This is a genomic window from Oleomonas cavernae, assembly GCF_003590945.1.
Classification (GTDB): Bacteria; Pseudomonadota; Alphaproteobacteria; order Zavarziniales; family Zavarziniaceae; genus Zavarzinia; species Zavarzinia cavernae.
In genome coordinates, this window is record NZ_QYUK01000011.1 from 465,011 (window position 1) to 485,592 (window position 20,582).

Annotated in this window: 23 protein-coding genes and 2 pseudogenes; 20 read left to right on the forward strand and 5 right to left on the reverse strand. The window is 66.4% G+C overall.

Annotated features, from left to right (window positions below; translation table 11 throughout):
- The first annotated feature begins 1 nt into the window (after position 1).
- Genes phnL through D3874_RS05710 form a run of 3 tightly spaced genes read left to right on the forward strand, consistent with a single transcriptional unit; the run spans position 2 to position 2,524 of the window.
- Positions 2-694: a phosphonate C-P lyase system protein PhnL gene (gene phnL / locus D3874_RS05700; RefSeq protein WP_119777222.1), complete on the forward strand. Its 693-nt coding sequence runs from the start codon at positions 2-4 to the stop codon at positions 692-694.
- Positions 691-1,827, forward strand: coding sequence for an alpha-D-ribose 1-methylphosphonate 5-triphosphate diphosphatase (locus D3874_RS05705; RefSeq protein ID WP_119777223.1), 1,137 nt, complete (start codon positions 691-693; stop codon positions 1,825-1,827). Before phnL ends, D3874_RS05705 begins: the two co-directional genes overlap by 4 nt.
- Positions 1,828-1,834: 7 nt before the next feature.
- A complete protein-coding gene (locus D3874_RS05710; RefSeq protein WP_119777224.1) occupies positions 1,835-2,524 on the forward strand; it encodes a DUF1045 domain-containing protein in 690 nt (229 codons plus the stop codon).
- Here D3874_RS05710 and D3874_RS05715 read toward each other — a convergent pair.
- Complete coding sequence (locus tag D3874_RS05715) at positions 2,505-3,191, reverse strand: TetR/AcrR family transcriptional regulator C-terminal domain-containing protein (RefSeq protein ID WP_119777225.1); 687 nt, start codon at positions 3,189-3,191, stop codon at positions 2,505-2,507. The genes D3874_RS05710 and D3874_RS05715 overlap by 20 nt on opposite strands.
- 112 nt (positions 3,192-3,303) lie before the next feature.
- Between D3874_RS05715 and D3874_RS05720 the strand changes: the two genes are divergently transcribed.
- The 14 genes and pseudogenes from D3874_RS05720 to cobA all read left to right on the forward strand — a co-directional run bounded on the left by D3874_RS05720 (position 3,304) and on the right by cobA (position 14,487).
- Positions 3,304-4,248: an SDR family NAD(P)-dependent oxidoreductase gene (locus D3874_RS05720; protein WP_199698957.1), complete on the forward strand. Its 945-nt coding sequence runs from the start codon at positions 3,304-3,306 to the stop codon at positions 4,246-4,248.
- An 84-nt stretch (positions 4,249-4,332) separates the two neighbouring features.
- Positions 4,333-4,932 (forward strand): alpha/beta hydrolase fold domain-containing protein, encoded by a 600-nt coding sequence (locus D3874_RS31090; protein ID WP_119777227.1) that lies wholly within the window; start codon positions 4,333-4,335, stop codon positions 4,930-4,932.
- Positions 4,911-5,297: an alpha/beta hydrolase fold domain-containing protein gene (locus D3874_RS31095; protein ID WP_119777228.1), complete on the forward strand. Its 387-nt coding sequence runs from the start codon at positions 4,911-4,913 to the stop codon at positions 5,295-5,297. The genes D3874_RS31090 and D3874_RS31095 overlap by 22 nt, the downstream gene beginning before the upstream one ends.
- A 101-nt stretch (positions 5,298-5,398) precedes the next feature.
- The gene (locus tag D3874_RS05735; protein WP_119777229.1) at positions 5,399-6,325 is read left to right on the forward strand and encodes a DMT family transporter; all 927 of its coding nucleotides are present in this window, start codon (positions 5,399-5,401) and stop codon (positions 6,323-6,325) included.
- Positions 6,326-6,405: 80 nt separating this feature from the next.
- Complete coding sequence (phnC, locus tag D3874_RS05740; RefSeq protein ID WP_119777230.1) at positions 6,406-7,257, forward strand: phosphonate ABC transporter ATP-binding protein; 852 nt, start codon at positions 6,406-6,408, stop codon at positions 7,255-7,257.
- Between the two features lie 47 nt (positions 7,258-7,304).
- Entirely contained in the window at positions 7,305-8,306 is a 1,002-nt protein-coding gene (gene phnD / locus D3874_RS05745; protein ID WP_119777231.1) for a phosphonate ABC transporter substrate-binding protein, read from the forward strand.
- A gap of 64 nt (positions 8,307-8,370) precedes the next feature.
- Entirely contained in the window at positions 8,371-8,700 is a 330-nt protein-coding gene (locus tag D3874_RS29110; protein WP_199699334.1) for a hypothetical protein, read from the forward strand.
- A 25-nt stretch (positions 8,701-8,725) separates the two neighbouring features.
- On the forward strand, positions 8,726-9,202 hold the full coding sequence (locus D3874_RS05750; RefSeq protein ID WP_233559852.1) for a PhnE/PtxC family ABC transporter permease: 477 nt from the start codon (positions 8,726-8,728) through the stop codon (positions 9,200-9,202).
- A 131-nt stretch (positions 9,203-9,333) separates the two neighbouring features.
- The gene (locus tag D3874_RS31100) at positions 9,334-10,158 is read left to right on the forward strand and encodes a S8 family serine peptidase (protein WP_158595852.1); all 825 of its coding nucleotides are present in this window, start codon (positions 9,334-9,336) and stop codon (positions 10,156-10,158) included.
- Positions 10,155-11,825, forward strand: a pseudogene (locus D3874_RS31105) (proprotein convertase P-domain-containing protein); the annotation flags it as partial. The gene D3874_RS31100 and the pseudogene D3874_RS31105, both read left to right, overlap by 4 nt.
- Positions 11,826-12,058: 233 nt before the next feature.
- Positions 12,059-12,367: pseudogene (locus D3874_RS31880) on the forward strand (calcium-binding protein); the annotation flags it as partial.
- A gap of 21 nt (positions 12,368-12,388) precedes the next feature.
- The gene (locus tag D3874_RS30055) at positions 12,389-12,712 is read left to right on the forward strand and encodes a calcium-binding protein (RefSeq protein WP_233559853.1); all 324 of its coding nucleotides are present in this window, start codon (positions 12,389-12,391) and stop codon (positions 12,710-12,712) included.
- Between the two features lie 87 nt (positions 12,713-12,799).
- Positions 12,800-13,567 carry an SDR family NAD(P)-dependent oxidoreductase gene (locus D3874_RS05770; RefSeq protein ID WP_119777234.1) on the forward strand — a complete coding sequence of 256 codons (768 nt, stop codon included), beginning with the start codon at positions 12,800-12,802 and terminating at the stop codon, positions 13,565-13,567.
- Between the two features lie 92 nt (positions 13,568-13,659).
- On the forward strand, positions 13,660-14,487 hold the full coding sequence (gene cobA, locus D3874_RS05775) for a uroporphyrinogen-III C-methyltransferase (protein WP_119777235.1): 828 nt from the start codon (positions 13,660-13,662) through the stop codon (positions 14,485-14,487).
- Positions 14,488-14,659: 172 nt separating this feature from the next.
- On the opposite strand, the gene D3874_RS05780 is transcribed toward cobA, so the two are convergent.
- On the reverse strand, positions 14,660-14,869 hold the full coding sequence (locus tag D3874_RS05780) for a DUF1289 domain-containing protein (protein ID WP_119777236.1): 210 nt from the start codon (positions 14,867-14,869) through the stop codon (positions 14,660-14,662).
- Positions 14,870-15,054: 185 nt separating this feature from the next.
- Between D3874_RS05780 and D3874_RS05785 the strand changes: the two genes are divergently transcribed.
- Both D3874_RS05785 and D3874_RS05790 read left to right on the forward strand, forming a co-directional pair.
- Positions 15,055-16,248 (forward strand): acyl-CoA dehydrogenase family protein, encoded by a 1,194-nt coding sequence (locus D3874_RS05785; RefSeq protein ID WP_119777237.1) that lies wholly within the window; start codon positions 15,055-15,057, stop codon positions 16,246-16,248.
- A 14-nt stretch (positions 16,249-16,262) separates the two neighbouring features.
- Positions 16,263-17,390, forward strand: a complete 1,128-nt coding sequence (locus tag D3874_RS05790; RefSeq protein WP_119777238.1) for an acyl-CoA dehydrogenase family protein — start codon at positions 16,263-16,265, stop codon at positions 17,388-17,390.
- Between the two features lie 42 nt (positions 17,391-17,432).
- Here D3874_RS05790 and D3874_RS05795 read toward each other — a convergent pair whose 3' ends face one another.
- Positions 17,433-17,744 carry a type II toxin-antitoxin system RelE/ParE family toxin gene (locus tag D3874_RS05795; RefSeq protein WP_119777239.1) on the reverse strand — a complete coding sequence of 104 codons (312 nt, stop codon included), beginning with the start codon at positions 17,742-17,744 and terminating at the stop codon, positions 17,433-17,435.
- Complete coding sequence (locus D3874_RS05800; protein WP_119777240.1) at positions 17,741-18,001, reverse strand: CopG family ribbon-helix-helix protein; 261 nt, start codon at positions 17,999-18,001, stop codon at positions 17,741-17,743. The genes D3874_RS05795 and D3874_RS05800 overlap by 4 nt, the downstream gene beginning before the upstream one ends.
- Before the next feature lie 124 nt (positions 18,002-18,125).
- Here D3874_RS05800 and D3874_RS05805 point away from each other — a divergent pair, with 124 nt between their 5' ends.
- A complete protein-coding gene (locus D3874_RS05805) occupies positions 18,126-19,271 on the forward strand; it encodes a beta/alpha barrel domain-containing protein (RefSeq protein ID WP_119777241.1) in 1,146 nt (381 codons plus the stop codon).
- Positions 19,272-19,421: 150 nt separating this feature from the next.
- Here the strand turns inward: D3874_RS05805 and D3874_RS05810 are convergent, their stop codons facing one another.
- Complete coding sequence (locus D3874_RS05810; protein ID WP_119777242.1) at positions 19,422-20,582, reverse strand: patatin-like phospholipase family protein; 1,161 nt, start codon at positions 20,580-20,582, stop codon at positions 19,422-19,424.

A 20,582-nucleotide genomic window follows, 5' to 3' on the forward strand; every position in this document is an offset into this window, starting at 1 on the left:
CATGACAGCCCAAGCCATCCTGTCGCTGCGCGGCGTGACCAAGCACTTCATCCAGCACCTGCGCGGCGGCCTGCGCCTGGATGTGCTGGACGGTGTCGACCTCGACGTCTGCGCCGGCGAATGCGTGGTGCTGGACGGCCCGTCAGGGGTGGGCAAGTCGACCCTGATCAAGGCGATCTACGGCACCTACCGGGTCGACAGCGGTTCGATCGTGCTGGGCGGCATCGACGTGGCGACGGCGGAGCCGCGCCAGATCATGGGCCTGCGCCGCCACACGGTGGCCCAGGTCAGCCAGTTCCTGCGCGTGGTGCCCCGTGTCGCGGCCCTCGACGTGGTCGCCGAACCGGCACGGGCCCGGGGGCTGAGCGCCGAGGCGGCGCGGGCGCGGGCAGGGGAATTGCTCGCCCGCCTCAATTTGCCCGAAAAATTATGGTCCCTGCCACCGGCGACCTTTTCGGGCGGCGAGCAGCAGCGGGTCAACATCGCCCGGGGCTTTGTCGTAGACTGGCCCCTGATGCTGCTCGACGAGCCGACCGCCTCGCTCGACGCGGCCAATGCGGCCGTGGTTGCCGACCTGATCGAGGAGGCGCGGGGGCGCGGCGCGGGCATGGTGGCGATCTGCCATGACGCGCCGATGCGGGCGCGCGTCGCCACCCGGTTGTTGCGTATGAAACCGTTGGAGCAGGCAGCATGAGCGGCGAACTGATCCTGACCAATGCCAGGGTGGTCACCCCGGTTTGCGTCATCGAGGCCGGCACCGTGGTGGTGCGCGACGGCCGCATCACCGCGGTCGAGACCGGCATTTCGGGCTTGAGCAGCGCGGTCGACCTCGACGGCGACTATCTGCTGCCGGGCCTGGTCGACCTGCACACCGACAATCTGGAAAAACACATGATGCCGCGGGTGAAGGTGCCGTGGCCGGCCACCGCCGCCATCGTCGCCCACGACCGCCAGGTGCTGGCCGCCGGCATCACCACCGTGCTCGACAGCCTCGCGGTGGGCGATGTCTGGCCCGATGGCGACCGGGTGAAGACCTTCTCCCAAGCCGTCGAGGCCTGGGACAATGCTCGCCGCGGCGCCGTGTTCAAGGCCCGCCATGCCCTGCACCTGCGCTGCGAGATCGGCCATGAAGGCGTGGTGCGGCTGTTCTCGACCCTGGTCGACGACGAGGACCTGCGCCTGGTCTCGGTGATGGACCACACGCCGGGCCAGCGCCAGTTCGTCGATGCCAGCAAATACCGCCAGCAATACCCGCAGCTTTCCGACGCCGAATTCGACGCCTATGTCGAGAAGCGCCGGGCCATCCGCGATCGCCTGGGCCCCGCGCACCGGGCCGAGATCATCGCCCTGTCCAAGGCCCGCAACGTGCCGGTCGCCAGCCACGACGACCGCACCCCGCAGGAAGTCGAGGAGGCCCTGGCGGAAGGCATCACCTTGAGCGAATTCCCGACCACCATCGAAGCGGCCACGGCGGCACACGGCCACGGCATGGGGGTGATCGGCGGCGCGCCCAACGTCGTGCGCGGCGGCTCGCACAGCGGCAATGTCTCGGTCGCCGACCTGGCGCGGGCCGGCGTGCTCGATGTCATGGCGTCGGACTATGTGCCGGCCTCGATGCTGATGGCCGCCTTCGCCTTGCATGACGAGTTGGGCCTGGACCTGGCGGCGGCGGTGGCGACGGTCAGCGCCACGCCCGCGGCGGCGATCGGCCTCGACGACCTGGGCGCCATCGCGGTGGGGCACCGGGCCGATCTGCTGCATGTTGCCCGCCATGGCCATTTGCCGGTGGTGGAACTGGTCTGGCGCGACGGCGTGCGGGTGATGTGATCTTGTCATGAGCAGCCGCTACGCCGTCTACTGGGCGCCGCCGGTGGCATCGCCCCTGCATCGCTTGGGGTCCCAATGGCTGGGCCGCGACGCCGAGGCCGGCACCTTGCTGCCGCAGCCCTTGCTCTCGCCGCTCAGTGCCGATCGCTTTGCGGCGCTGACGCAGGATGCGCGCGGCTATGCCTTCCACGCCACCTTGAAGCCGCCGCTGCGGCTCGTGCCCGAGGCGACGGCGGAAGCCTTTCATGCAGCGGTCGAGGCCGCCGCCCGAGATACGCCAGGGTTCACGGCGCCGCCGCTGAAGGTCGGACGCCTCAGCGGTTTCCTGGCGCTGGTGCCGGATGGCGATCAGGCGCCCTGGCGTCGTCTCAGCAACCATTTTGTCACGGCCCTCGACGGCTTCCGCACGCCGCCGGACGAATTGGAACTGGCCAAACGCCGGGGCAATGGCCTGACACCGGCACAAGATGCCAATCTGCTGCGCTGGGGCTATCCCTATGTGTTCGGCGACTGGCGCTTCCACATGACCCTCAGCGCCGCGCTGAAATCGCCCGAGGCCGAGCGCATCGAAGCCGCCGCGCTCACCCATTTCTCCGGCCTGGAACGCCAGCCGGTGCCGGTAATGGAGGTCTGCGTTTTCGAGCAGTCCCAGCCCGGCGCCCCATTCCTGATCACGGCTAGATATCCGCTGGGATAGGCGAAATGCCCTCTCCTCCGAGGAGGAGAGGGCTATCGGTGATCCCGCTCGATCCGTCGAGCAGCCGCTCCAGGCCATAGTCGAACATCTCGTCGATCGGGGCGGGGCCGGCCTGGGCGAAGGCTTGGCGCAGCGTGGGGAACAGGGGCGGTCCCATCGTCTCGATCCGGGCGGCCAGCGCCGTCTCGGTGGCGACAGGGTGCTTTTGTTCGCGAAAGACCGAGGCTTCGACGAAATCGACCACGCTGCGCAGGGCCAGCCACGCGGTTCGCGGGGTGAAACCCGCCGCGACCAGGCCGGCGGTGCCGACCTCGTGCAGTTTCAGGATTTCGCCCGGCATCGACGGGTCGCAAAAGGCGTATTCGGCCAGGCCGTCGGCGGCGCGAAACTTGGCCCGCAGGCCATGGGCCGTCCGGTGCAGGGCAGCGCGCCAGGCCTCGGGCTCGATGGCGTCGGGCAGGTCGGCCTTGGCGATCAGCGTCACCGCGACCAGCGACATCAACTCGTCGCGGTCCTTCACGTGGTAGTAGAGCGCGGCGGTGCCCACCCCCAGGCGCCCGGCCACCGCCTTCATGGTGAGGTTGCCGAGCCCCACGGCCAGGGCCGCCTCGACCACCTGGGCCTTGTCGATGCGGGCCGGCCGGCCCTTGCCGCGTGATTCCTTCATGGGAAGGATTCTAGATCATTTTTTGAATGGCCATCGAAAATATTTATTGAATATGCATCGAAAAATGAACAAAGTGCGTTTGCCAAGCCAAGACAAAGATCGGAAGCGCCCCGTGACAGCCTCATCCTCACCGAGCCGGACGGCAGTCATCACCGGCGGCAACAACGGGCTGGGGCTGGAAACAGCGCGGGCCATCGGGCGCGACCCCAGTTGGCACCTGGTGCTCGCCTGCCGCGATCCGGGAAGGGCCGCTGCCGCCGTTGCCGACCTGAAGCAAAGCACGGGCAATCCCAATATCGAGGCGCGCGCGCTGGACCTGCTCGCCAACGCCTCGGTGCGCGCCTTCGCCGATGGCCTGCGCGGCGCCGGTCTGCCGCCGCTTAGGCTGCTGATCTGCAATGCCGGCATCCAGTTCGTGGCGCAGATGCGCTTCAACGAGGCCGGGGTGGAAGGCACCTTCCAGACCAACCACCTGGGCCATTACCTGCTCGCCCGCCTGCTCCTGCCCGACCTGGCGGCCCCCGCCCGCATCCTGCTGGTGGCCAGCGGCACCCACGACCCCAGGCAGAAGACCGGCCTGCCCGAACCGCGCTTCACCGCGGTCGAGTATCTGGCGAACCCGCCGGCCGACCCCGCCTTCGACCGCGACGATCCCGGCAAGGCGGGGCGGCGGGCCTATTCGACCTCGAAACTGTGCAACATCATGACGGCCTATGAGTTGGCCCGCCGGCTGGACCCGGCCAAGGTGACGGTCAACGCCTTCGATCCGGGCCTCATGCCCGGCTCGGGCTTGGCGCGGGATTACGGGTTCGTCATGCGCCTGGCCTGGAAATTCATCCTGCCTGCTGCCCGCCTGTTCATCCGCAACGTCAACACCACCCAGATTTCGGGCAAGGCCCTGGCCAATCTGGCCACGGCCCAGCGTTACGCAGGCGTCACCGGCCGCTATTTCGAGGGCGAGAAGGATATTCCATCCTCGGATCTGTCCTATGACCGCGAGAAGTCGGCCCTGCTGTGGGCCGGCAGCGCGGCCCTGGCCGGGCTGGACGCGGCCTGACGGTGGCGTCATCGGCCTTGCGGGCCGTGGCCGCTCTCGCCAGTATGCTGCACAAGAAATGCAATTTGCCGGGAGAGTACGGGCATGGTGTCGATAGAGCAGGGCGCGTCGGTCCCCGTGGTCCTGGCGGACGGCCGCCAACGGATCAGCATGGGGGCCCGCCTGATCCGCAGCTTCATGCGCCGGTTCGTGAAGAACCGCCTGCGCTATGACCTGCCGGTCCACGTCACCCGCGACAAGATCGAGCGGCTGGCCCTGCGCCAGCCCCTGCCGCCGGCCGATGTCGCGGTGGAAGCGGTCGATGCGGGCGGCATTCCCAGCTTCTGGCTGACCCCCGACAATGCCACCGAAGGCCGGCACATCCTCTATCTCCATGGCGGCGGCTATATCGTTTGCTCGCCGCGCACCCACATGGGCTTTACCTGGCGCATCGCCAAGGAAGCCCGCGCCCGCCTGCTGCTGATCGATTACCGCCTGGCGCCGGAACACGCCTTCCCGGCCCAGATCGATGATTCCCTCACCGCCTACAAGTTCATGCTGGACCAGGGCATCGCGCCCGAGCGAATCACGGTGATGGGGGATTCCGCCGGTGGCGGCCTCACCTTCGGCCTGCTCATGCGCCTGAAGGCCCTGGGCCTGCCCTTGCCGGGGCGGCCGTCGGCATGTCGCCCTATCTGGACCTGACGTTTACCGGCGAGAGCCACTACCTGAATGCCCTGCAAGACCCGATGATCCCGCTGGCCGGCGTCGTCTTCGGCGGCCGGACCTATCTCCAGGGCGCCGATCCCAAGCACCCGGAAGCCTCGCCCATCTACGGCGATGCCGCCGGCCTGCCGCCCACCCTGATCCAGTGCGGCTCGGACGAGGTGCTGCGGTCGGACAGCGAGCGCATGGCCCAGAACCTCAGGGCGGCCGGCGTGGCGACCGAGTTGGAGGTCTGGCACCTGATGCCGCATGCCTGGCACGCCTTCTCGCGCTATGTGCCGGAAGGCCGCTTCGCCATTGCCAAGATCGGCGCCTTCATCCGGAAAACCATCCCGGCCGCATGATCTGACAGGCGCCGGTGCATGGCGGTATTGCGCTGGCGTGGATTGTGAAATGGCCCGGGCTGGTCAAGGCTCGCCCCGGCCTTTCATAATCGCAAAAGAAAATGTCGATCGAGCCTGTCGCCGCCGCTCCCCTCCTGACCAGGCCCCATGACGGTAGCGTGCTGAACGGCATGCTGCTGATGTGCCTGGGCGTTGCCATGTTCACCGGCATGGACGCTTTGGCCAAATGGCAGGCCGAACGTTACGACGTGCTGCAGATCGTCTTCTTCCGTTCCGCCTTTGGCATCGTGCCGATGTTGCCGCTGCTCTTGCGGGGCGGTGTCCGGCGGCTGCTCCACACCAGGCGCCTGGGCCTGCACCTGTTGCGCGGGGCGATCGGCACCGTGTCGCTGATCACCTTCTTCCTGGCCTATCGCTATCTCGAACTGGCCGACGCCATCGTCCTGTCCTTCGCCAGCCCGCTGTTCATGACCGCCCTGTCGGTGCCGATCCTGGGCGAGGCGGTGGGCTGGCGGCGCTGGACCGCGATCGGCGTCGGCTTCGCCGGGGTCATCGTCATGGTCCAGCCGGGCGGCGACCTGTTCACCTTGCTGGCCCTGCTGCCGATCTTCGGCGCCTTCACCTATGCCCTGGTGGGCGTAACCATCAAGATCCTCTCGCGCACCGAGGAATCGGTGACCATCGTGTTCTTCTTCAGCGTCTTTGCCGCGCTCATCTCGGGGGTGGCGCTGCCCTTCGTCTGGGTCACCCCGGCCGACCTCAGCGACTGGCTCGGCCAGATCTTCATCGGGCTGATCGGCGGCGTGGCGCAACTGGCGATGACCCAGGCTTTCCGCCTGGCGCCGGTCTCGGCGATCGCGCCGTTCGACTATAGTGCCGTCATCTGGGCCACCCTGATCGGCTATTGGGTGTGGGGCGATCTGCCCTCGACCTGGACCTGGGCCGGCGCTGTCCTGGTGGTGGGCAGCGGCCTCTACATCCTGCAGCGCGAGACCAGCCTGGCCCGCAAGGCCCGTGCCACGGCCTGACACGAAAGCTTCATCAAAACGCAAACGACTGGTCACGCGCGGTTGTTATCCGATCCCCGTAGCAATGTGTGGGGAACGGCATGGTCGCCGCGATCGAGGTGCGTCAACTGACCAAGACCTTCGGCGCCGGCCGCAAGGCCCTGGACGCCGTCGATCTGACCATCGAAAAGGGCGAGATGGTCGCCCTGATCGGCGCCTCGGGCTCGGGCAAGTCGACCTTGATGCGCCACGTCGCGGGCCTCGTCGCCGCCGACCGCAAGGGCACCCATGACGGTTCGATCCTGGTCAACGGCCGGCCGGTGCAGGACAAGGGCCGGATCGGCCGCGAGGTGCGCGACATCCGGTCCGAAATCGGCTTCGTCTTCCAGCAGTTCGGCCTGGTCAACCGCATGAGCGTGCTGACCAACACCCTGGCCGGTGCCCTGGGCCGCCTGCCCCAGTGGCGCACCTTGTTCAAGCTGTTTCCCCGTGCCGATCGCGATCTGGCCATGGCGGCCCTGGCCCGGGTCGGCGTCGCCGACTGGGCCTACGAACGGGCGGGCACGCTTTCCGGCGGCCAGCAGCAGCGCGTGGCGATCGCCCGCACCCTGGTGCAGAAGGCGCCGGTGGTGATGGCCGACGAGCCGATCGCCTCGCTCGATCCCACCGCCTCGCGCAACGTCATGGAAATCCTGCAGCGGATCAACCGCGAGGACGGCATCACCGTCGTCGTCACCCTGCACCAGGTCGACTACGCGGTGCGCTACTGCCCGCGCACGGTCGCCCTGCGCCGCGGCCGCATCGTCTACGACGGCCCCTCGGCCGAGCTGACGCCCCAGTTGCTGGGCGAGCTCTATGCCGGCGATCAGGAAGCCGCCGCCGCCCTGTGGGGCACGGCCATGCAGGATGGTGCCGACAGCCTCGAGATGAAGCTGGCCGCCGGCCTGGTGTAACGCACAAGTTTTCGTCATCACCCAGCCTGAAACAAGGATCAAGGCTCATGTTCAAGAAGACCGTCGCCGCGTTGGCCATGATGGGGGCAGCCTTCGGCTTTGCCGCCAAGGCCGATGCCGCCGAAGCCCTGAACTTCGGCATCATCTCGACCGAATCCTCGGCCAACCTCAAGACCATCTGGGACCCGTTCCTGGCCGACATGACCAAGCAGACCGGCTTTGACGTGAAGGCGTTCTTCGCCTCCGACTATGCCGGCGTGATCGAGGCGATGCGCTTCAAGCAGGTCGACGTTGCCTGGTACGGCAACAAGTCGGCCATGGAAGCCGTCGACCGCGCCAACGGCGAGATCTTCGTGCAGACCGTTGCGATCGACGGCACGGCCGGCTATTTCGGCCACCTGATCGTCCCCAGCGACAGCCCGCTGACCAGCCTGGACGACCTGCTCAAGCACGGCGGCAAGGACCTGATTTTCGGTAACGGCGACCCGAACTCCACCTCGGGCTTCCTGGTCCCCGGCTATTACGTCTTCGCGCTGAACAATATCGACCCGAAGACCTACTTCAAGCAGGTCCTCAATGCCGGTCACGAGGCCAACGCCCTGGCCGTCGCCAACCACCAGGTCGACATCGCCACCAACAACAGCGAGAACCTGTCGCGTCTCAAGGTGACCAAGCCGGAAGCCCTGGACAAGATCAAGATCATCTGGACCTCGCCGCTGATCCCCTCCGACCCGATCGTCTGGCGCAAGGATCTGTCCGACGCCAACAAGGAAAAGCTGAAGAGCTTCTTCCTGGGCTATGGCACCGAGCGCGCGGGCGTGACCGCCGATCAGGTCGCGGCCGAGAAGAAGGTCCTGGCCGGCCTGCAGTGGTCGAACTTCAAGCCCTCGAACGATGACCAGCTCATCCCGATCCGTCAGCTCGAGATGTTCAAGAAGAAGCGCAAGCTCGAGGCCGACACCTCGCTGGCGCCCGAAGAGAAGGCCAAGGCAATCGCCGAGATCGACGCCCAGCTCAAGGCGCTCGAAACCAAGTCCAAGACCAACTGATTGAACGGGGGGCGGCGTCGGCGCAAGGCCGGCGCCGCCCTCTCTGTATCTGGAAGGCGCGGCCATGACCCTGACGACCACCGCATCCGGCGCACCCGACGCCGACCTGCGCCGCCGCCTGGAAGGCCGCCGCCGTCTCTTCACCATCGGCAGTTGGCTTGCCTTCCTCGTCCTGCTGGTCCTGTCCTATGAAGGCGCCGGCATCGATCTGGGCAAGCTGTGGACCAACCGTGACAATATCGCGGTGATGGCCGGGACTTCTGGCCCGAGAATTTCCTGCGTTTCGTCCAGCGCACCGAGTGGCTGTTCTATATCCAGGGCATGTGGGAAACCATCCAGATCGCGGTCTGGGGTACCTTCCTTGCCGTGGTGTCCGCCGTGCCCCTGGGCCTGATGTGTTCGCACAATGTGGCGCCCTGGTGGATCGTGCAGCCCACGCGCCGTGTGATGGATGCCTTGCGCGCGATCAACGAGATCGTCTTCGCCCTGCTGTTCGTGGTCGCCGTGGGCTTGGGCCGTTCGCCGGTGCGCTGGCCCTGTTCGTCCACACCACCGGCATCCTGGCCAAGCTGTTTTCGGAAGCGGTCGAGGCGATCGACCATCGGCCGGTCGAAGGTATTCGCGCCACCGGCGCCTCCACCCTCGACGAGATCGTCTACGGCGTGATTCCCCAGGTCATGCCGCTGTGGGTCTCCTACGCGCTCTACCGCTTCGAATCCAATGTCCGCTCGGCCGCCGTGCTGGGCATCGTCGGCGCCGGCGGCATCGGCATGTCGCTGTACGAGGAACTGCGTTCCTTCAACTATCCCACGGCCGGCGCGATCATGCTGATCATCATCCTCGGCGTCAGCCTGCTCGACATTCTCTCGGCCCGCCTGCGCAAGCTCGTGACCTGAAGGGCCGGCGTCACCAGGCCCGGGTACTGCAGCACGGGTTCAGCAAATTTTAACGCTACTCTGGTTGTATTTTCTCTCCATATTGGGGAGAACGGGCGGTGGCCTCAAAAACGATCGCGTCGAGCGGCAACTTGATCGCAGCGAGCATTTCGACGGAACTGGGTGCGCGCTTCACTTCTCAATGGTATCTGGGCGCCCCCAATGCCTTCGGCCAGGTCAATCAATGGGCCGTCAGTCTTGAGACCGTGTGGACGGATTATCAGGGACGGGGCGTTTCGGTCGGCATCATCGACGAGGGCTTCGACCTTACCCATCCCGATCTGATCGACCGCTTCAACCTCCCGCTCAGCTACGATCCCCGAGACCTCTCGACCCTCATCTCCATCCTGCCCGACAACGAGACCAGCCGGCACGGCACGTGGGTGGCGGGTGTCCTGGGTGCCCATCGGGCTGACGGCGGCGGCATGGTCGGAGTGGCGCCCGGGGCCGATCTGGCCGGCCTGTACATGCGCTTTGGCGCCGACGGTGCCACGCAGTTGGAAGTCGCCGACCTGCTGCGCCATGCCAAGGCGCTCGACGTGGTCAACATGTCCTGGGGCTATGCCGAGAGCTTCGGGGACAATTTCGATTTGCCCTGGTTCAGCGAGATGGGCGAAGCCATCGACGATGCCCTGGCCACGAGCCGGGGTGGCTTGGGTACCGTCTTCGTCGCCGCGGCGGGCAACGACCGCCAGTATGCGCCGGCCAGCGCGGCCCTGGACGGCGACAACACCAATGCGCACAACCTCTCCAACCACCGCGGGATCATCACCGTCGCCGCGAGCGACGCCAGCGGCGCCATCGCACCGTTTTCGACGCCGGGCGCCAGCGTCTTCATCACCGCGCCGGGAACCCAGATCCAGACCACCAACACCGGCACCCTGGGGGCTATCTCTCGCTGCCGGTTCTGTATGTGACCGTCGAGGGGACTTCGTTCGCCACCCCGATCGTCGCCGGCGTCGTCGCCTTGATGCTGGAGGCCAACCCACTGCTGACCTATCGCGACGTCCAGCAGATCCTGGCCTCCAGCGCCCGGGTCCTGGCGGACAGCGTCACTGGCTGGGACCAGAACGGTGCCATCACCCTGAATGGCGCAGGCTTCCATGTCAGCCATGATTTCGGTTTCGGCCTGGTCGATGCGCATGCCGCCGTCCGCCTCGCCGAAAGCTGGCAGGGTTTCGGGGCGGGCGGCCAGCAGGTGCTGATCGACGCCGACACCAGCGCCTCGCCGGCGGGTGCGATCCCCGACCAGGGCAGCCTCAGCCGGTCCGTCAACATCGCCCCGGTGCCGGGCGTCACGGTCGAGTGGGCCGAGGTCGACATCAACCTCGCGCACACGCACCTGGGCGATTTGCGCATCACCCTGATCTCGCCCGACGGCACCGCCAGCATCCTGATGGACCGGCCGGCCGCCGGCACCCTGGCCACCGACGACCTCAACTTCACACTGACCACCAATCACGCCTGGGGCGAGGCGCCCGACGGCACCTGGACGCTGAAGGTCGAAGACCTGGGCACCGGCGGCACGGGCACGCTGGTCGCCTGGGACCTGCGCCTCTACGGCAACGATACGGCGTCGGCGACCACCTACGTGTTCAACGACGAATATGCGGCACTCGATCGCGGCGACGGCAGGATCGAAGGCCGTGATACGGCGCGCGATGTCATCAATGCCGCGGCCGTCACCGCCGCCGTGACCATCGACCTTGCCACGGCGGCGGCGGTCATCGGCGACCGCGCCCTCACCATCGTCAATCCCAGCCTGATCGACGATGTCATGGGCGGCGACGGCAACGACGTGATCGTCGGCAATGCGCTGGGCAACAAGCTGGCCGGCGCGCGCGGCAGCGACAGCCTGCGCGGCGGTGCCGGCAATGACACGCTCGACGGTGGCGCCGGGATCGACACCCTGGCCGGGGGTGTCGGCAATGACGTGTATTATGTCGACCGGGCCGACGACGTGGTCACCGAAGCCTCGGGCGAGGGCAGCGATACGATCAATACCAGCGTGGACTGGGTGCTTGCTGCCAGCCAGTATGTCGAGAAGGTCGTGGCATTAGGCACAACTGGGATTACCCTGACCGGCAATGCCATGGCCAATCAGTTGGTCGGCAACGATGCCGCCAACACCTTGAATGGCGGCGGCGGCGACGATGTGCTCCAGGGCGCCGGCGGCGACGATCGCCTGACCGGGGGCAGCGGCAACGACCGCCTCGATGGCGGTGCCGGTATCGACACCATGGCGGGCGGGCTGGGTAACGACATCTACTATGTCAACGTGCTTCAGGATACGGTGACCGAGGCCGGTGGCGAGGGCACGGACGTCGTCTATGCTGCCGCCGACTGGGCCCTGGCGGCCGGCCTGTCGATCGAAGCCATGCAGGCGACGGGCGCATCGGCGGTCCGGCTCACCGGCAACGAACTGGCCAATCAGCTTGCGGGTAACGCGGCCGGTAACGTGTTGAGCGGTGCCGCGGGCGACGACATCCTGTTCGGCCTGGACGGGGCGGATACGCTGCTGGGCGGTGACGGTCTCGATCGGCTCGATGGCGGGGCGGGGGCCGATACCATGGCCGGCGCTGCCGGCGACGACACCTATTACATCGACAATGCCGGCGACAAGGTGACGGAGTTGCTGTCGGCAGGCCGCGACCTCGCCTATGCCTATGCCGACTGGACCCTGGGCGCAGGCCAGGCGGTGGAAGCCGTCGTGGCCGCCGGCACCGCGGCCGTTGCCCTGACCGGCAATGAGCTGGCCAACCAGCTCAACGGCAACGATGCCGGCAATCGGCTGGATGGGGGCTTGGCGACGACCTGGTGTTCGGCCTCGCCGGCAACGACACGCTTTACGGTGGTGACGGCCGCGACCGCCTCGACGGCGGCACGGGCGCCGACACCATGTCGGGCGGTGCCGGCAACGACGTGTTCTATGTCGACAATGCCGGCGATCTGGTCCAGGAAGCCGTCGGCGGCGGCAGCGATTGGGTCTATGCCACAGCCTCGTGGCGCGCGACCGCCGGGGCGGAGATCGAAATCGTCCAGGCCTCGGGCACCGCGGCGATCGATCTCACCGGTACCGATCTGGTCGATCGCCTGCGCGGCAACACGGCGGCCAACACCCTCGATGGCGGCGCCGGCAACGACGTCTTGACCGGCAACGGCGGCAACGATCGCCTGATCGGCGGTGCCGGTCGCGACCAGGTCGATGGCGGGGCGGGCAGCGACACGATCCTGGGCGGCACCGGCGCCGATGTCTTCACCTTCGCCCTGGGCAATGGTCTTGACACGATCCAGGATTTCAACCGGGCGGAACTCGACAAGCTGCTGTTCTCGGGCTTCTCGACGGCGATCGATCCGACCAAGATCGGCTTTGCCGCGGCCGACGGCCTCCACCTCGACTTCGGCAATGGCGACGTGCTCGTTCTCGCCGGCATCACCAGCCTGCAATCGTCGGACTGGGCTTTCGCATGAGCGCGCAGGCTTGGCATCGTTGATTGCAGGGCGCACGCTGATCCTTCACAGGTAACGTTGTGGCTTACGTTTACGAAGGACAGGCGAATGGCCGGCAGGCTTGAAGGCAAGGTGGCGATCATCTCCGGTGGGGCGACCGGCATGGGCGGGGCCGCATCCCGGCTGTTCGCCGCGGAAGGGGCCAAGATCGCGATCATCGATCGCAACACCCTGGCGGCCGAGGAAGCCGTGGCGGCGATCGCGGCCGCGGGCGGCATCGCCCGGGCCTGGACCGCCGATGTTTCCGACGAGACGCAGGTGATCGCCGCGGTCGAGGGGGCAAGGGCTCACTTCGGCGCCGTCACCGTGCTCTTCAATCACGCCGGCAGCATCGTCATCAAGCCGTTCCTGGAGACCACGCTCGAGGAATGGGATCGGCTGCATGCCATCAATGTCCGCTCGATGTTCCTGATGACCCGCGCCGTCCTGCCGCAGATGATCGCGGCCGGCGGCGGCTCGATCGTCTGTACCTCCTCCACCTCGGCGGTGGCGGCGACCCCGATGGAGGTGCTCTACGACACCACCAAGGGGGCCTGCCACATGTTCGCCCGGGCGATCGCGGTCGAATTCCGCGACCGCAACATCCGCTGCAACGCCGTCTGCCCCGGGTTTGTTCGCACGCCGCACGGCCTGCGCGAAATCGAGGAATTGCAGCGCCTGGGCGTCGATGTCTCCGAAGCTGGCATCGCGCTCCTTCAGGGCCGCATCGGCGAGCCCGAGGAAGTGGCCAGGGCCGCCCTGTTCCTGGCCAGCGACGAGTCGAGCTTCGTCAACGGCACGCACCTGTTCGTCGACAACGGCTTCACCGCCGCCTGAAGGAATCTGAACCTCGGTATTGAAAAGCCACAGGCGCGGACGCTATGTGTGAGGCATAAACCCCGGCTTGCCGCCGGCGGTGGAGATTGCCGTTGTCCCAGAGCACCCCGCGTTTCGACTTCCTGCCCGAGTTCCTGCCCGGCTGGGTCTGGCTCGCCGGGGCCGGGCCGGGGGATCCGTCCCTGCTGACCCTGGGCGTCCATGACGCGCTGGGCCAGGCGGACGTGATCGTGCACGATGCCCTGGTGGGCGGCCAGATCCTGCGTTTTGCGCGGGCCGGCGTGCTGCTCGAATATGTCGGCAAGCGGGGCGGGCGGCCCTCCTGCCGCCAGGCGGACATCACCGAACGGATGATCGCCCTGGCCCGGTCGGGCAAGCGGGTGCTGCGCCTGAAAGGCGGCGACCCCTTCATGTTCGGCCGCGGCGGCGAGGAGGCGCAGGAACTGGCCCGTGCCGGCATTCCCTTCCGCGTCCTGCCCGGCGTGACCGCGGGGATCGGGGGCCTTGCCTATGGCGGCGTGCCGGCGACCCACCGCGACGTCAATTCCGCCATCACCTTCCTGACCGGCCATGATGCCGGCGGTGCGGTGCCCGACAAGCTGGATTGGGGCGCGATCGCCCGGGGCGCGCCGGTCCTGGTGATCTACATGGGGGTCAAGCACCTGGACGCGATTGCCACGCGGCTGATGGCCGGCGGCCGCCCCGGCAGCGAACCGGTCGCCGTCATCTCGGACGCGACCCTGCCCAGCCAGCAGGTCATCGAGACCACGCTGAGCGCCGCCGCCGCCGCGGTCGCCGCCGCCGGCCTGCACGCCCCGGCGATGATCGTGGTGGGCGAAGTGGTGCGCCTGCGCGCCGAACTCGACTGGCTGGGCCGCTTCGTCCTGCCCGCCGCCGCTGAGCGCCAGATCGTCGGCTGACGGGGCATCGCCTCAACGGCGATTTTCTAAATATAGGCACAACCAGAACCCGTCATGACCGGGCTTGTCCCGGTCATCCGCGTCGGGACGAGCCACATCTGTTGACGCAAGAGGCAGCTTGGCGACGTGGATGGCCGGGACTTCGCCCGGCCATGACGATTGATGGGAGGGATTACCCCCGCCGGCCGCGCCGCCCGGCGCGCCGGCCTGCCAATTGCGCGATCACGTCGCGTTTCTCGTCCGGGCTCATGAACAGCCAGGCCCCGATTTCGTCGGTCGAGCGCAGGCAGCCGGTGCACAGCCGTGTCACCGGGTCGAGCTTGCACACCTTGATGCAGGGGGAGGGGGGATCGTCGGGATCGGAAAACGCGGTACGGGCCATGATTGGCAAGACCTATCATTTTTTGTCTTGCCTGCCGATTCCGAACGGCCGATCACCCGATCACGGCTTCTTTTCATGGGCGGACGCGACGTAAACGTCACCCGCCTTGAATCAAGGCTTTCCGCCGCTATCATCCCTGTCAGCAGATGCCGGCGATAACCGGCACAAGAGGTGAGGAGTAATCCATGGACCTGTCATTCAGTGCGGCCGACCTCGCATTCCGCGACGAGGTACGGGCGTTCATCGCCGAGAATTACCCGGCCGACATCAAGGCGCGTTTCGACGCCGGGGTGGAGCCGCTGAAGGAGGATTTCGTCCGCTGGCAGAAGATCCTGCACGCCAAGGGCTGGGTCGCTCCCGCCTGGCCCAAGGAATACGGCGGCACCGGCTGGACCTCGACCCAGCGCTACATCTTCCAGGAAGAACTGGGCGCCGCGAACACGCCGGGCATCATTCCCTTCGGCCTCGCCATGGTCGGGCCGGTGATCTACACCTTCGCGACCGAGGCCCAGAAGCAGCGCTTCCTGCCGCGCATCCTCTCGTCCGACGACTGGTGGTGCCAGGGCTATTCCGAACCCGGCTCGGGGTCCGACCTTGCCTCGCTCAAGACCAAGGCCGTGCGCCAGGGCGACAAATACATCGTCAACGGCTCCAAGACCTGGACCACCATGGCCCAGTTCGCCGACTGGATCTTCTGCCTGGTGCGCACCGACAGCACGGTGAAGCAGCAGGAAGGCATCTCGTTCCTGCTGATCGACATGAAGGCGCCCGGCATCACCGTGCGCCCGATCATCACCATGGACGGCGGTCACGAGGTCAACGAGGTCTTCCTCGATAACGTCGAGGTGCCGGTCGAGAATCTGATCGGCCAGGAAGGCCAGGGCTGGACCTATGCCAAGTTCCTGCTTGGTCATGAACGCTCCGGCATCGCCGCGGTCAGCCGCTCCAAGAAGGGCATCGCCCGCCTGCGCGCCATCGCCAAGGCCGAGACCATCGATGGCCAGCCGCTGATCGAGGACGACAGCTTCCTGCGCAAGGTGAACGAGCTCGAGATCGACCTCACCGCGCTCGAATACACCGAGCTGCGCACCCTGGCCCGCGAGAGCCAGGGCAAGGGCCCGGGCCCTGAATCCTCGATCCTCAAGATCAAGGGCACCGAGATCCAGCAGGCGATCACCGAACTGGCGGTCGAGGCGGCGGGCTACTACGCCATGCCGTTCAATCGCCGGGCCATGGACGGTGCCAACGAGCCGACGGTCGGCCCCAGCTATGCCGCCTTCGTGGCGCCCAGCTACTTCAACATGCGCAAGACGTCGATCTATGGCGGGTCGAACGAAATCCAGAAAAACATCATCGCCAAGATGGTATTGGGGCTTTAAGGGCGGAAATCACCATGGATTTTTCTTACAGCGACGAGCAGAAGCTGCTGATCGACAGTGTCGAGCGCTTCGTGCTGGACGATTACGACTTCGACACCCGCAAGGCCATCTTGAAGTCCGAGGACGGTTTCCGCCGCGACCTGTGGCAGCAGTTCGGCGACCTGGGCTGGCTGGCCGTGCCCTTCGCGGAGGAGGACGGCGGCCTGGGCGGTTCGGCGGTCGAGACCATGATCATCATGGAAGCCTTCGGCAAGGGCCTGGTGGTGGAACCCTACCTGTCCACCGTGGTGCTGGCCGGCGGCCTGCTGAAGGTTGGCGGCACGCCCGACCAGAAGGCGGCGATCCTGCCCGAACTGATGGCCGGCAGCCTGCTGGCTGCGGTCGGCTATGCCGAACCCACCTCGCGCTTCAACTTGAGCGACGTCTCGACCAAGGCCGAGAAGGCGGGCGAGGGGTGGAAGCTGTCAGGTCATAAATCGGTGGTCCTGCACGGCCCCATGGCCGACAAGATCATCGTCTCGGCCCGCACCTCAGGTACCCAGCGCGACGAGAAGGGCATCACCCTCTTCATCGTCGATGCCGGGGCCAAGGGCGTCACCCGCCGCGACTATCCGACCGTCGACGGCCTGCGCGCGTCGGAAGTGACGCTCGAAGGCGTCGAGGTAGGGGAAAGTGATGTGGTCGGTCCCGTCGACGGCGGCTTCGAACTGCTGGAGCAGGTGGTCGACGAAGCCATCGCGGCGATCTGCGCCGAGGCGGTGGGCGCCATGGAAAAGCTCTACAAGACCACGATCGAGTACGCCCGCACCCGCGTGCAGTTCGGCCAGCCGATCGGCCGCTTCCAGGTCATCCAGCATCGCCTGGTCGACATGTACATGGCCTATGAGCAGGCCAAGTCGATGGCCCTGATGGCCAACCTGAAGCTGACCGCCCCGCGCGACGAGCGCCGCAAGGCGATCTCGGCCGCCAAGGTCCAGATCGGCAAGTCGGGCCGCCTGGTCGGCCAGCAGGCGGTGCAGATCCACGGCGGCATGGGCATGACCGACGAGCTCAACGTCGGCCACTACTTCAAGCGCCTGACCATGATCGACACCCTGTTCGGCAATGTCGATCACCACCTCAAGCGTTACGCGACGCTTTGAATGAGCAAGGCGCCACCCCGGCGGTCCGGGGTGACGCCTTAGTCATTTGGGCCATTGCCCGGCCGGCCAATCACGGGCGGTGTGGATGATGTGCAGGATGACGAGGCCCCCGTCCTCCTCCGTCGGGTCATCCACCAGGGCGTAGGCGACGATGAGACGGGTGCCGCGGACAGATTTTTCGTAGGTACCTTCGACACGTCCCCGGCGCCCTGTCGGCATCTCGGCAAGGCGATGAACAGCGTCGAGGACACGATTGGCGATCAGTTCAGCCGCGAATGGATCTTTGGTGCCGACATACTCGATTTGCGTATACCAATCCGCGCGGGCCTCCTTGGTCCAGATGGCCCGCCTCAAGCATGCTTCCTCTTGGCTGCTTCAATGATCTCCCTGACTTCAGCCATGACTTGTTCGTGCGGCACCGTGCGTCCGGCCTCCATGTCTTCGAGGCCGCGCTTGATGCTGGCGACGATCGCCAATTCCCGATCGACGTAGTGTTCGACGGCTTCCGCCGCCAAATAGGATTTGGAGCGATCCGTGTCGATGGCGAGTTGATCGAGCTTGTCTTTGACCGACTGCGGCAATCGAATCGTCAGGGTGGTGCTCTCCGACATGACGAACTCCTGTGCATATGTACACAAGCTATCACAAATGGGGCGTGGCTGTAGCACCCTTGGCGCCCTCGCTACCCCAAGGCTATGGTTGATCCCTCCCCCTCGGCCCGGACCGGAGTCGACCTTGACCTATAGCCCGCCTGAACCTGTCGTTGCCGATGAAGACATCGCCGCCCTGACCGACGCCTATTTCCGTCGCACCCGGCGGGTGGTGGAGAAATTCGGCGACACGCAGGTCACCTATGCCGTGTTCATGCGCCGGCCGGTGATCTTCACGGCCAAGCCGATGATCGACTGGCTGGAGGCGGTGGCCGCGACGCGGGGTACAAGTTTTCAGATCGAGCCGCAATATGCCGAGGGTGACTGGGTCGGGGCGGGCGAGCCGCTGATCTATCTGTCCGGCTCGTTCGTTGCCCTGGTGGAACTGGAAACCCTCTACCTCCAGAAGCTGGGGGCGGCCTGTGTCGCCGCCTACAATGCCTATTCCATGTGCTGCGAATTGCCCAAGGTCGGCTTCCTGGCCATGGATGCCCGCCACACCACGGGGCCGGAGATGATGGCGCTGATGGCCTATGCGGCTTCCGTCGGCTCGGCCGCGGCGCGCAAGGCGGTGGGCGCGACCGGCTTCATCGGCTCCGCCAATGGCGCCACCGCGCATTTCTTCGGCCAGAAGGATGGTCTGGGCACCATGCCCCATGCCCTGATCGGCTATGCCGGCTCGACCCTGCGCGCGGCCGAGATGTTCGTCGAGGCCAATCCCGGCGTGCCGCTGACCATCCTGTCCGACTATTTCGGCCGCGAGACCACCGACACGATCGAGGTCTGCCGGCGCTTCTCCGAAATGGCGGCAGCGGGCAACCTCTCCGTGCGCCTGGATACCCACGGCGGCCGCTTCCTCGAAGGCCTCGACCCCCAGGCGAGCTACGACGTGCTCGACCGCCACGTGCCCAATTCCTTCCGCCAGTACCGGACCGAGCAGGAGCTGAAATGGCTGGTCGGCACCGGCGTCTCCGCCGCCGCGATCTTTCGCACGCGCGAGGCCCTGGATGCGGCAGGCTTCCCCAAGGTGAAGATCGTCGCCTCGTCGGGCTTCGGCCCGGCCAAGTGCAAGGTCATGGCCAGCGTCCATGCCCCGATCGACCTGGTCGGCACCGGCTCCTACCTGCCCGAGGATTGGCGCGAGACCTATGCCACCTCGGACATCATCCGCTACGGCGATCGTGACTCGGTGAAGATCGGCCGCGAGTTCCTGCTGCGAAGGCGCGATTGAGGGGCTGGCAACAGCGGAGTGCGTCCTTCGAGACGCCGCCGTTGGCGGCTCCTCAGGATGAGGAGAATCTTGTTGGCAAAACAGATTTCCTCATCCTGAGGAGCGACCTGCAAGGTCGCGTCTCGAAGGACGCAGGATATCTCCCCCGGCCTAGCGGTCGAAATCGCGGTGCAGGTCGTGGACCACCACGCTGCAGCCGTCGGCCGGCTTCTGCAGCCAGTCGGGCCGCATCAGGGTGCGCTTGGTATCGTCATAGCCGGATTTCCAATGCTCCAGCATCGAGGTATGCGAGAACTCGTAATCCTTGGCGCTGCCCTCGTAGCTCTTCTGCTGATAGATCAGGTGGGCGATGTTCACCGGCGGCATGTTGGTGACCTCGGCGATCAGCGCTTCGTCTTCGGGGTCGCGCAGCTCGGGCGGGATCTTGGCCAGCGACTTGGCGACGCGCACGCGAAAGTCGTGAATACGGCGGTAGCTGTCGGTGGTGAACCGGGTGCGGCTGGAATAGGTGATATCCTTGTGCCGGCCCATGACATCGCGCATGTCGCGCGGCAGCGTGCCGTTGGCGTTGAACAGGTCGACCTGGAACGCCAGGGTGGACAACCGCTTCTCCTGGCTCAGCAGGTAGAGCAGGGGGGTGTTCGAGACGATGCCGCCGTCCCAGTAGTAGTCGCCGTCGATCAGGATCGGCGGGAAGGCCGGCGGCAGCGCGCCCGAAGCCATGATATGCTCGGGCCCGATGGTTTCCTTGCGGTTGTCGAAGAACAGGAAATTGCCGGTCCTCACATTGACCGCCCCGACGGAAAAGAACACGCCGTCATTGTTCAGCAGGTCGAAATCGATCACCCGCAACAGGGTCTCGCGCAGGGGGCTGGTGTCATAGAAACTGGTCGCGCCTTCGGCGCCGCGCGGCAGCAGCCAGGGATTGACCGGCCGGGGCTCGAAGAAGCCGGGCTGGCCCTGGCCCATGGTAATCATGGAACTCCACTGGTTGCGCCAGGCCCGGAACATGTCGCCGTCGGGGGTATAGAGCCAGATCTTGCGGCCCGAGATCAGCTCCCAGAATTCGCGCAGGCGCTTCACCCGCTTCTCGGGCGGGTTGCCGGCGATGATCGCCGAATTGATGGCGCCGATCGAGACCCCCGACAGCCAGTTGGGATGCAGGTCGGCCTCGGCCAGGGCTTCATAGACGCCCGCCTGATAGGCCCCAAGCGCACCGCCGCCCTGGAACACCAGCGCGACCCGATCATAGGAGCCGCCGATTTCCGTAAGCGCCGCCTTGACGTGCGGAATCTCTTTTCTGCTGCGCAT

What these genes read in the sequence shown, in the direction of transcription:
- D3874_RS05780 (WP_119777236.1), bottom strand. Translation starts at nt 14,869, where the DNA reads ATGGCCCGTACCGCGTTTTCCGATCCCGACGATCCCCCCTCCCCCTGC.
- D3874_RS29110 (WP_199699334.1), top strand. Translation starts at nt 8,371, where the DNA reads ATGACCCTGACGACCACCGCATCCGGCGCACCCGACGCCGACCTGCGC.
- phnC (WP_119777230.1), top strand. Translation starts at nt 6,406, where the DNA reads ATGGTCGCCGCGATCGAGGTGCGTCAACTGACCAAGACCTTCGGCGCC.
- D3874_RS31090 (WP_119777227.1), top strand. Translation starts at nt 4,333, where the DNA reads ATGGTGTCGATAGAGCAGGGCGCGTCGGTCCCCGTGGTCCTGGCGGAC.
- D3874_RS05790 (WP_119777238.1), top strand. Translation starts at nt 16,263, where the DNA reads ATGGATTTTTCTTACAGCGACGAGCAGAAGCTGCTGATCGACAGTGTC.
- D3874_RS05810 (WP_119777242.1), bottom strand. Translation starts at nt 20,582, where the DNA reads ATGCGCAGCAGAAAAGAGATTCCGCACGTCAAGGCGGCGCTTACGGAA.
- D3874_RS05705 (WP_119777223.1), top strand. Translation starts at nt 691, where the DNA reads ATGAGCGGCGAACTGATCCTGACCAATGCCAGGGTGGTCACCCCGGTT.
- D3874_RS05710 (WP_119777224.1), top strand. Translation starts at nt 1,835, where the DNA reads ATGAGCAGCCGCTACGCCGTCTACTGGGCGCCGCCGGTGGCATCGCCC.
- D3874_RS05715 (WP_119777225.1), bottom strand. Translation starts at nt 3,191, where the DNA reads ATGAAGGAATCACGCGGCAAGGGCCGGCCGGCCCGCATCGACAAGGCC.
- phnL (WP_119777222.1), top strand. Translation starts at nt 2, where the DNA reads ATGACAGCCCAAGCCATCCTGTCGCTGCGCGGCGTGACCAAGCACTTC.
- phnD (WP_119777231.1), top strand. Translation starts at nt 7,305, where the DNA reads ATGTTCAAGAAGACCGTCGCCGCGTTGGCCATGATGGGGGCAGCCTTC.
- D3874_RS05800 (WP_119777240.1), bottom strand. Translation starts at nt 18,001, where the DNA reads ATGTCGGAGAGCACCACCCTGACGATTCGATTGCCGCAGTCGGTCAAA.
- D3874_RS05735 (WP_119777229.1), top strand. Translation starts at nt 5,399, where the DNA reads ATGTCGATCGAGCCTGTCGCCGCCGCTCCCCTCCTGACCAGGCCCCAT.
- D3874_RS05785 (WP_119777237.1), top strand. Translation starts at nt 15,055, where the DNA reads ATGGACCTGTCATTCAGTGCGGCCGACCTCGCATTCCGCGACGAGGTA.
- D3874_RS31095 (WP_119777228.1), top strand. Translation starts at nt 4,911, where the DNA reads ATGTCGCCCTATCTGGACCTGACGTTTACCGGCGAGAGCCACTACCTG.
- D3874_RS05770 (WP_119777234.1), top strand. Translation starts at nt 12,800, where the DNA reads ATGGCCGGCAGGCTTGAAGGCAAGGTGGCGATCATCTCCGGTGGGGCG.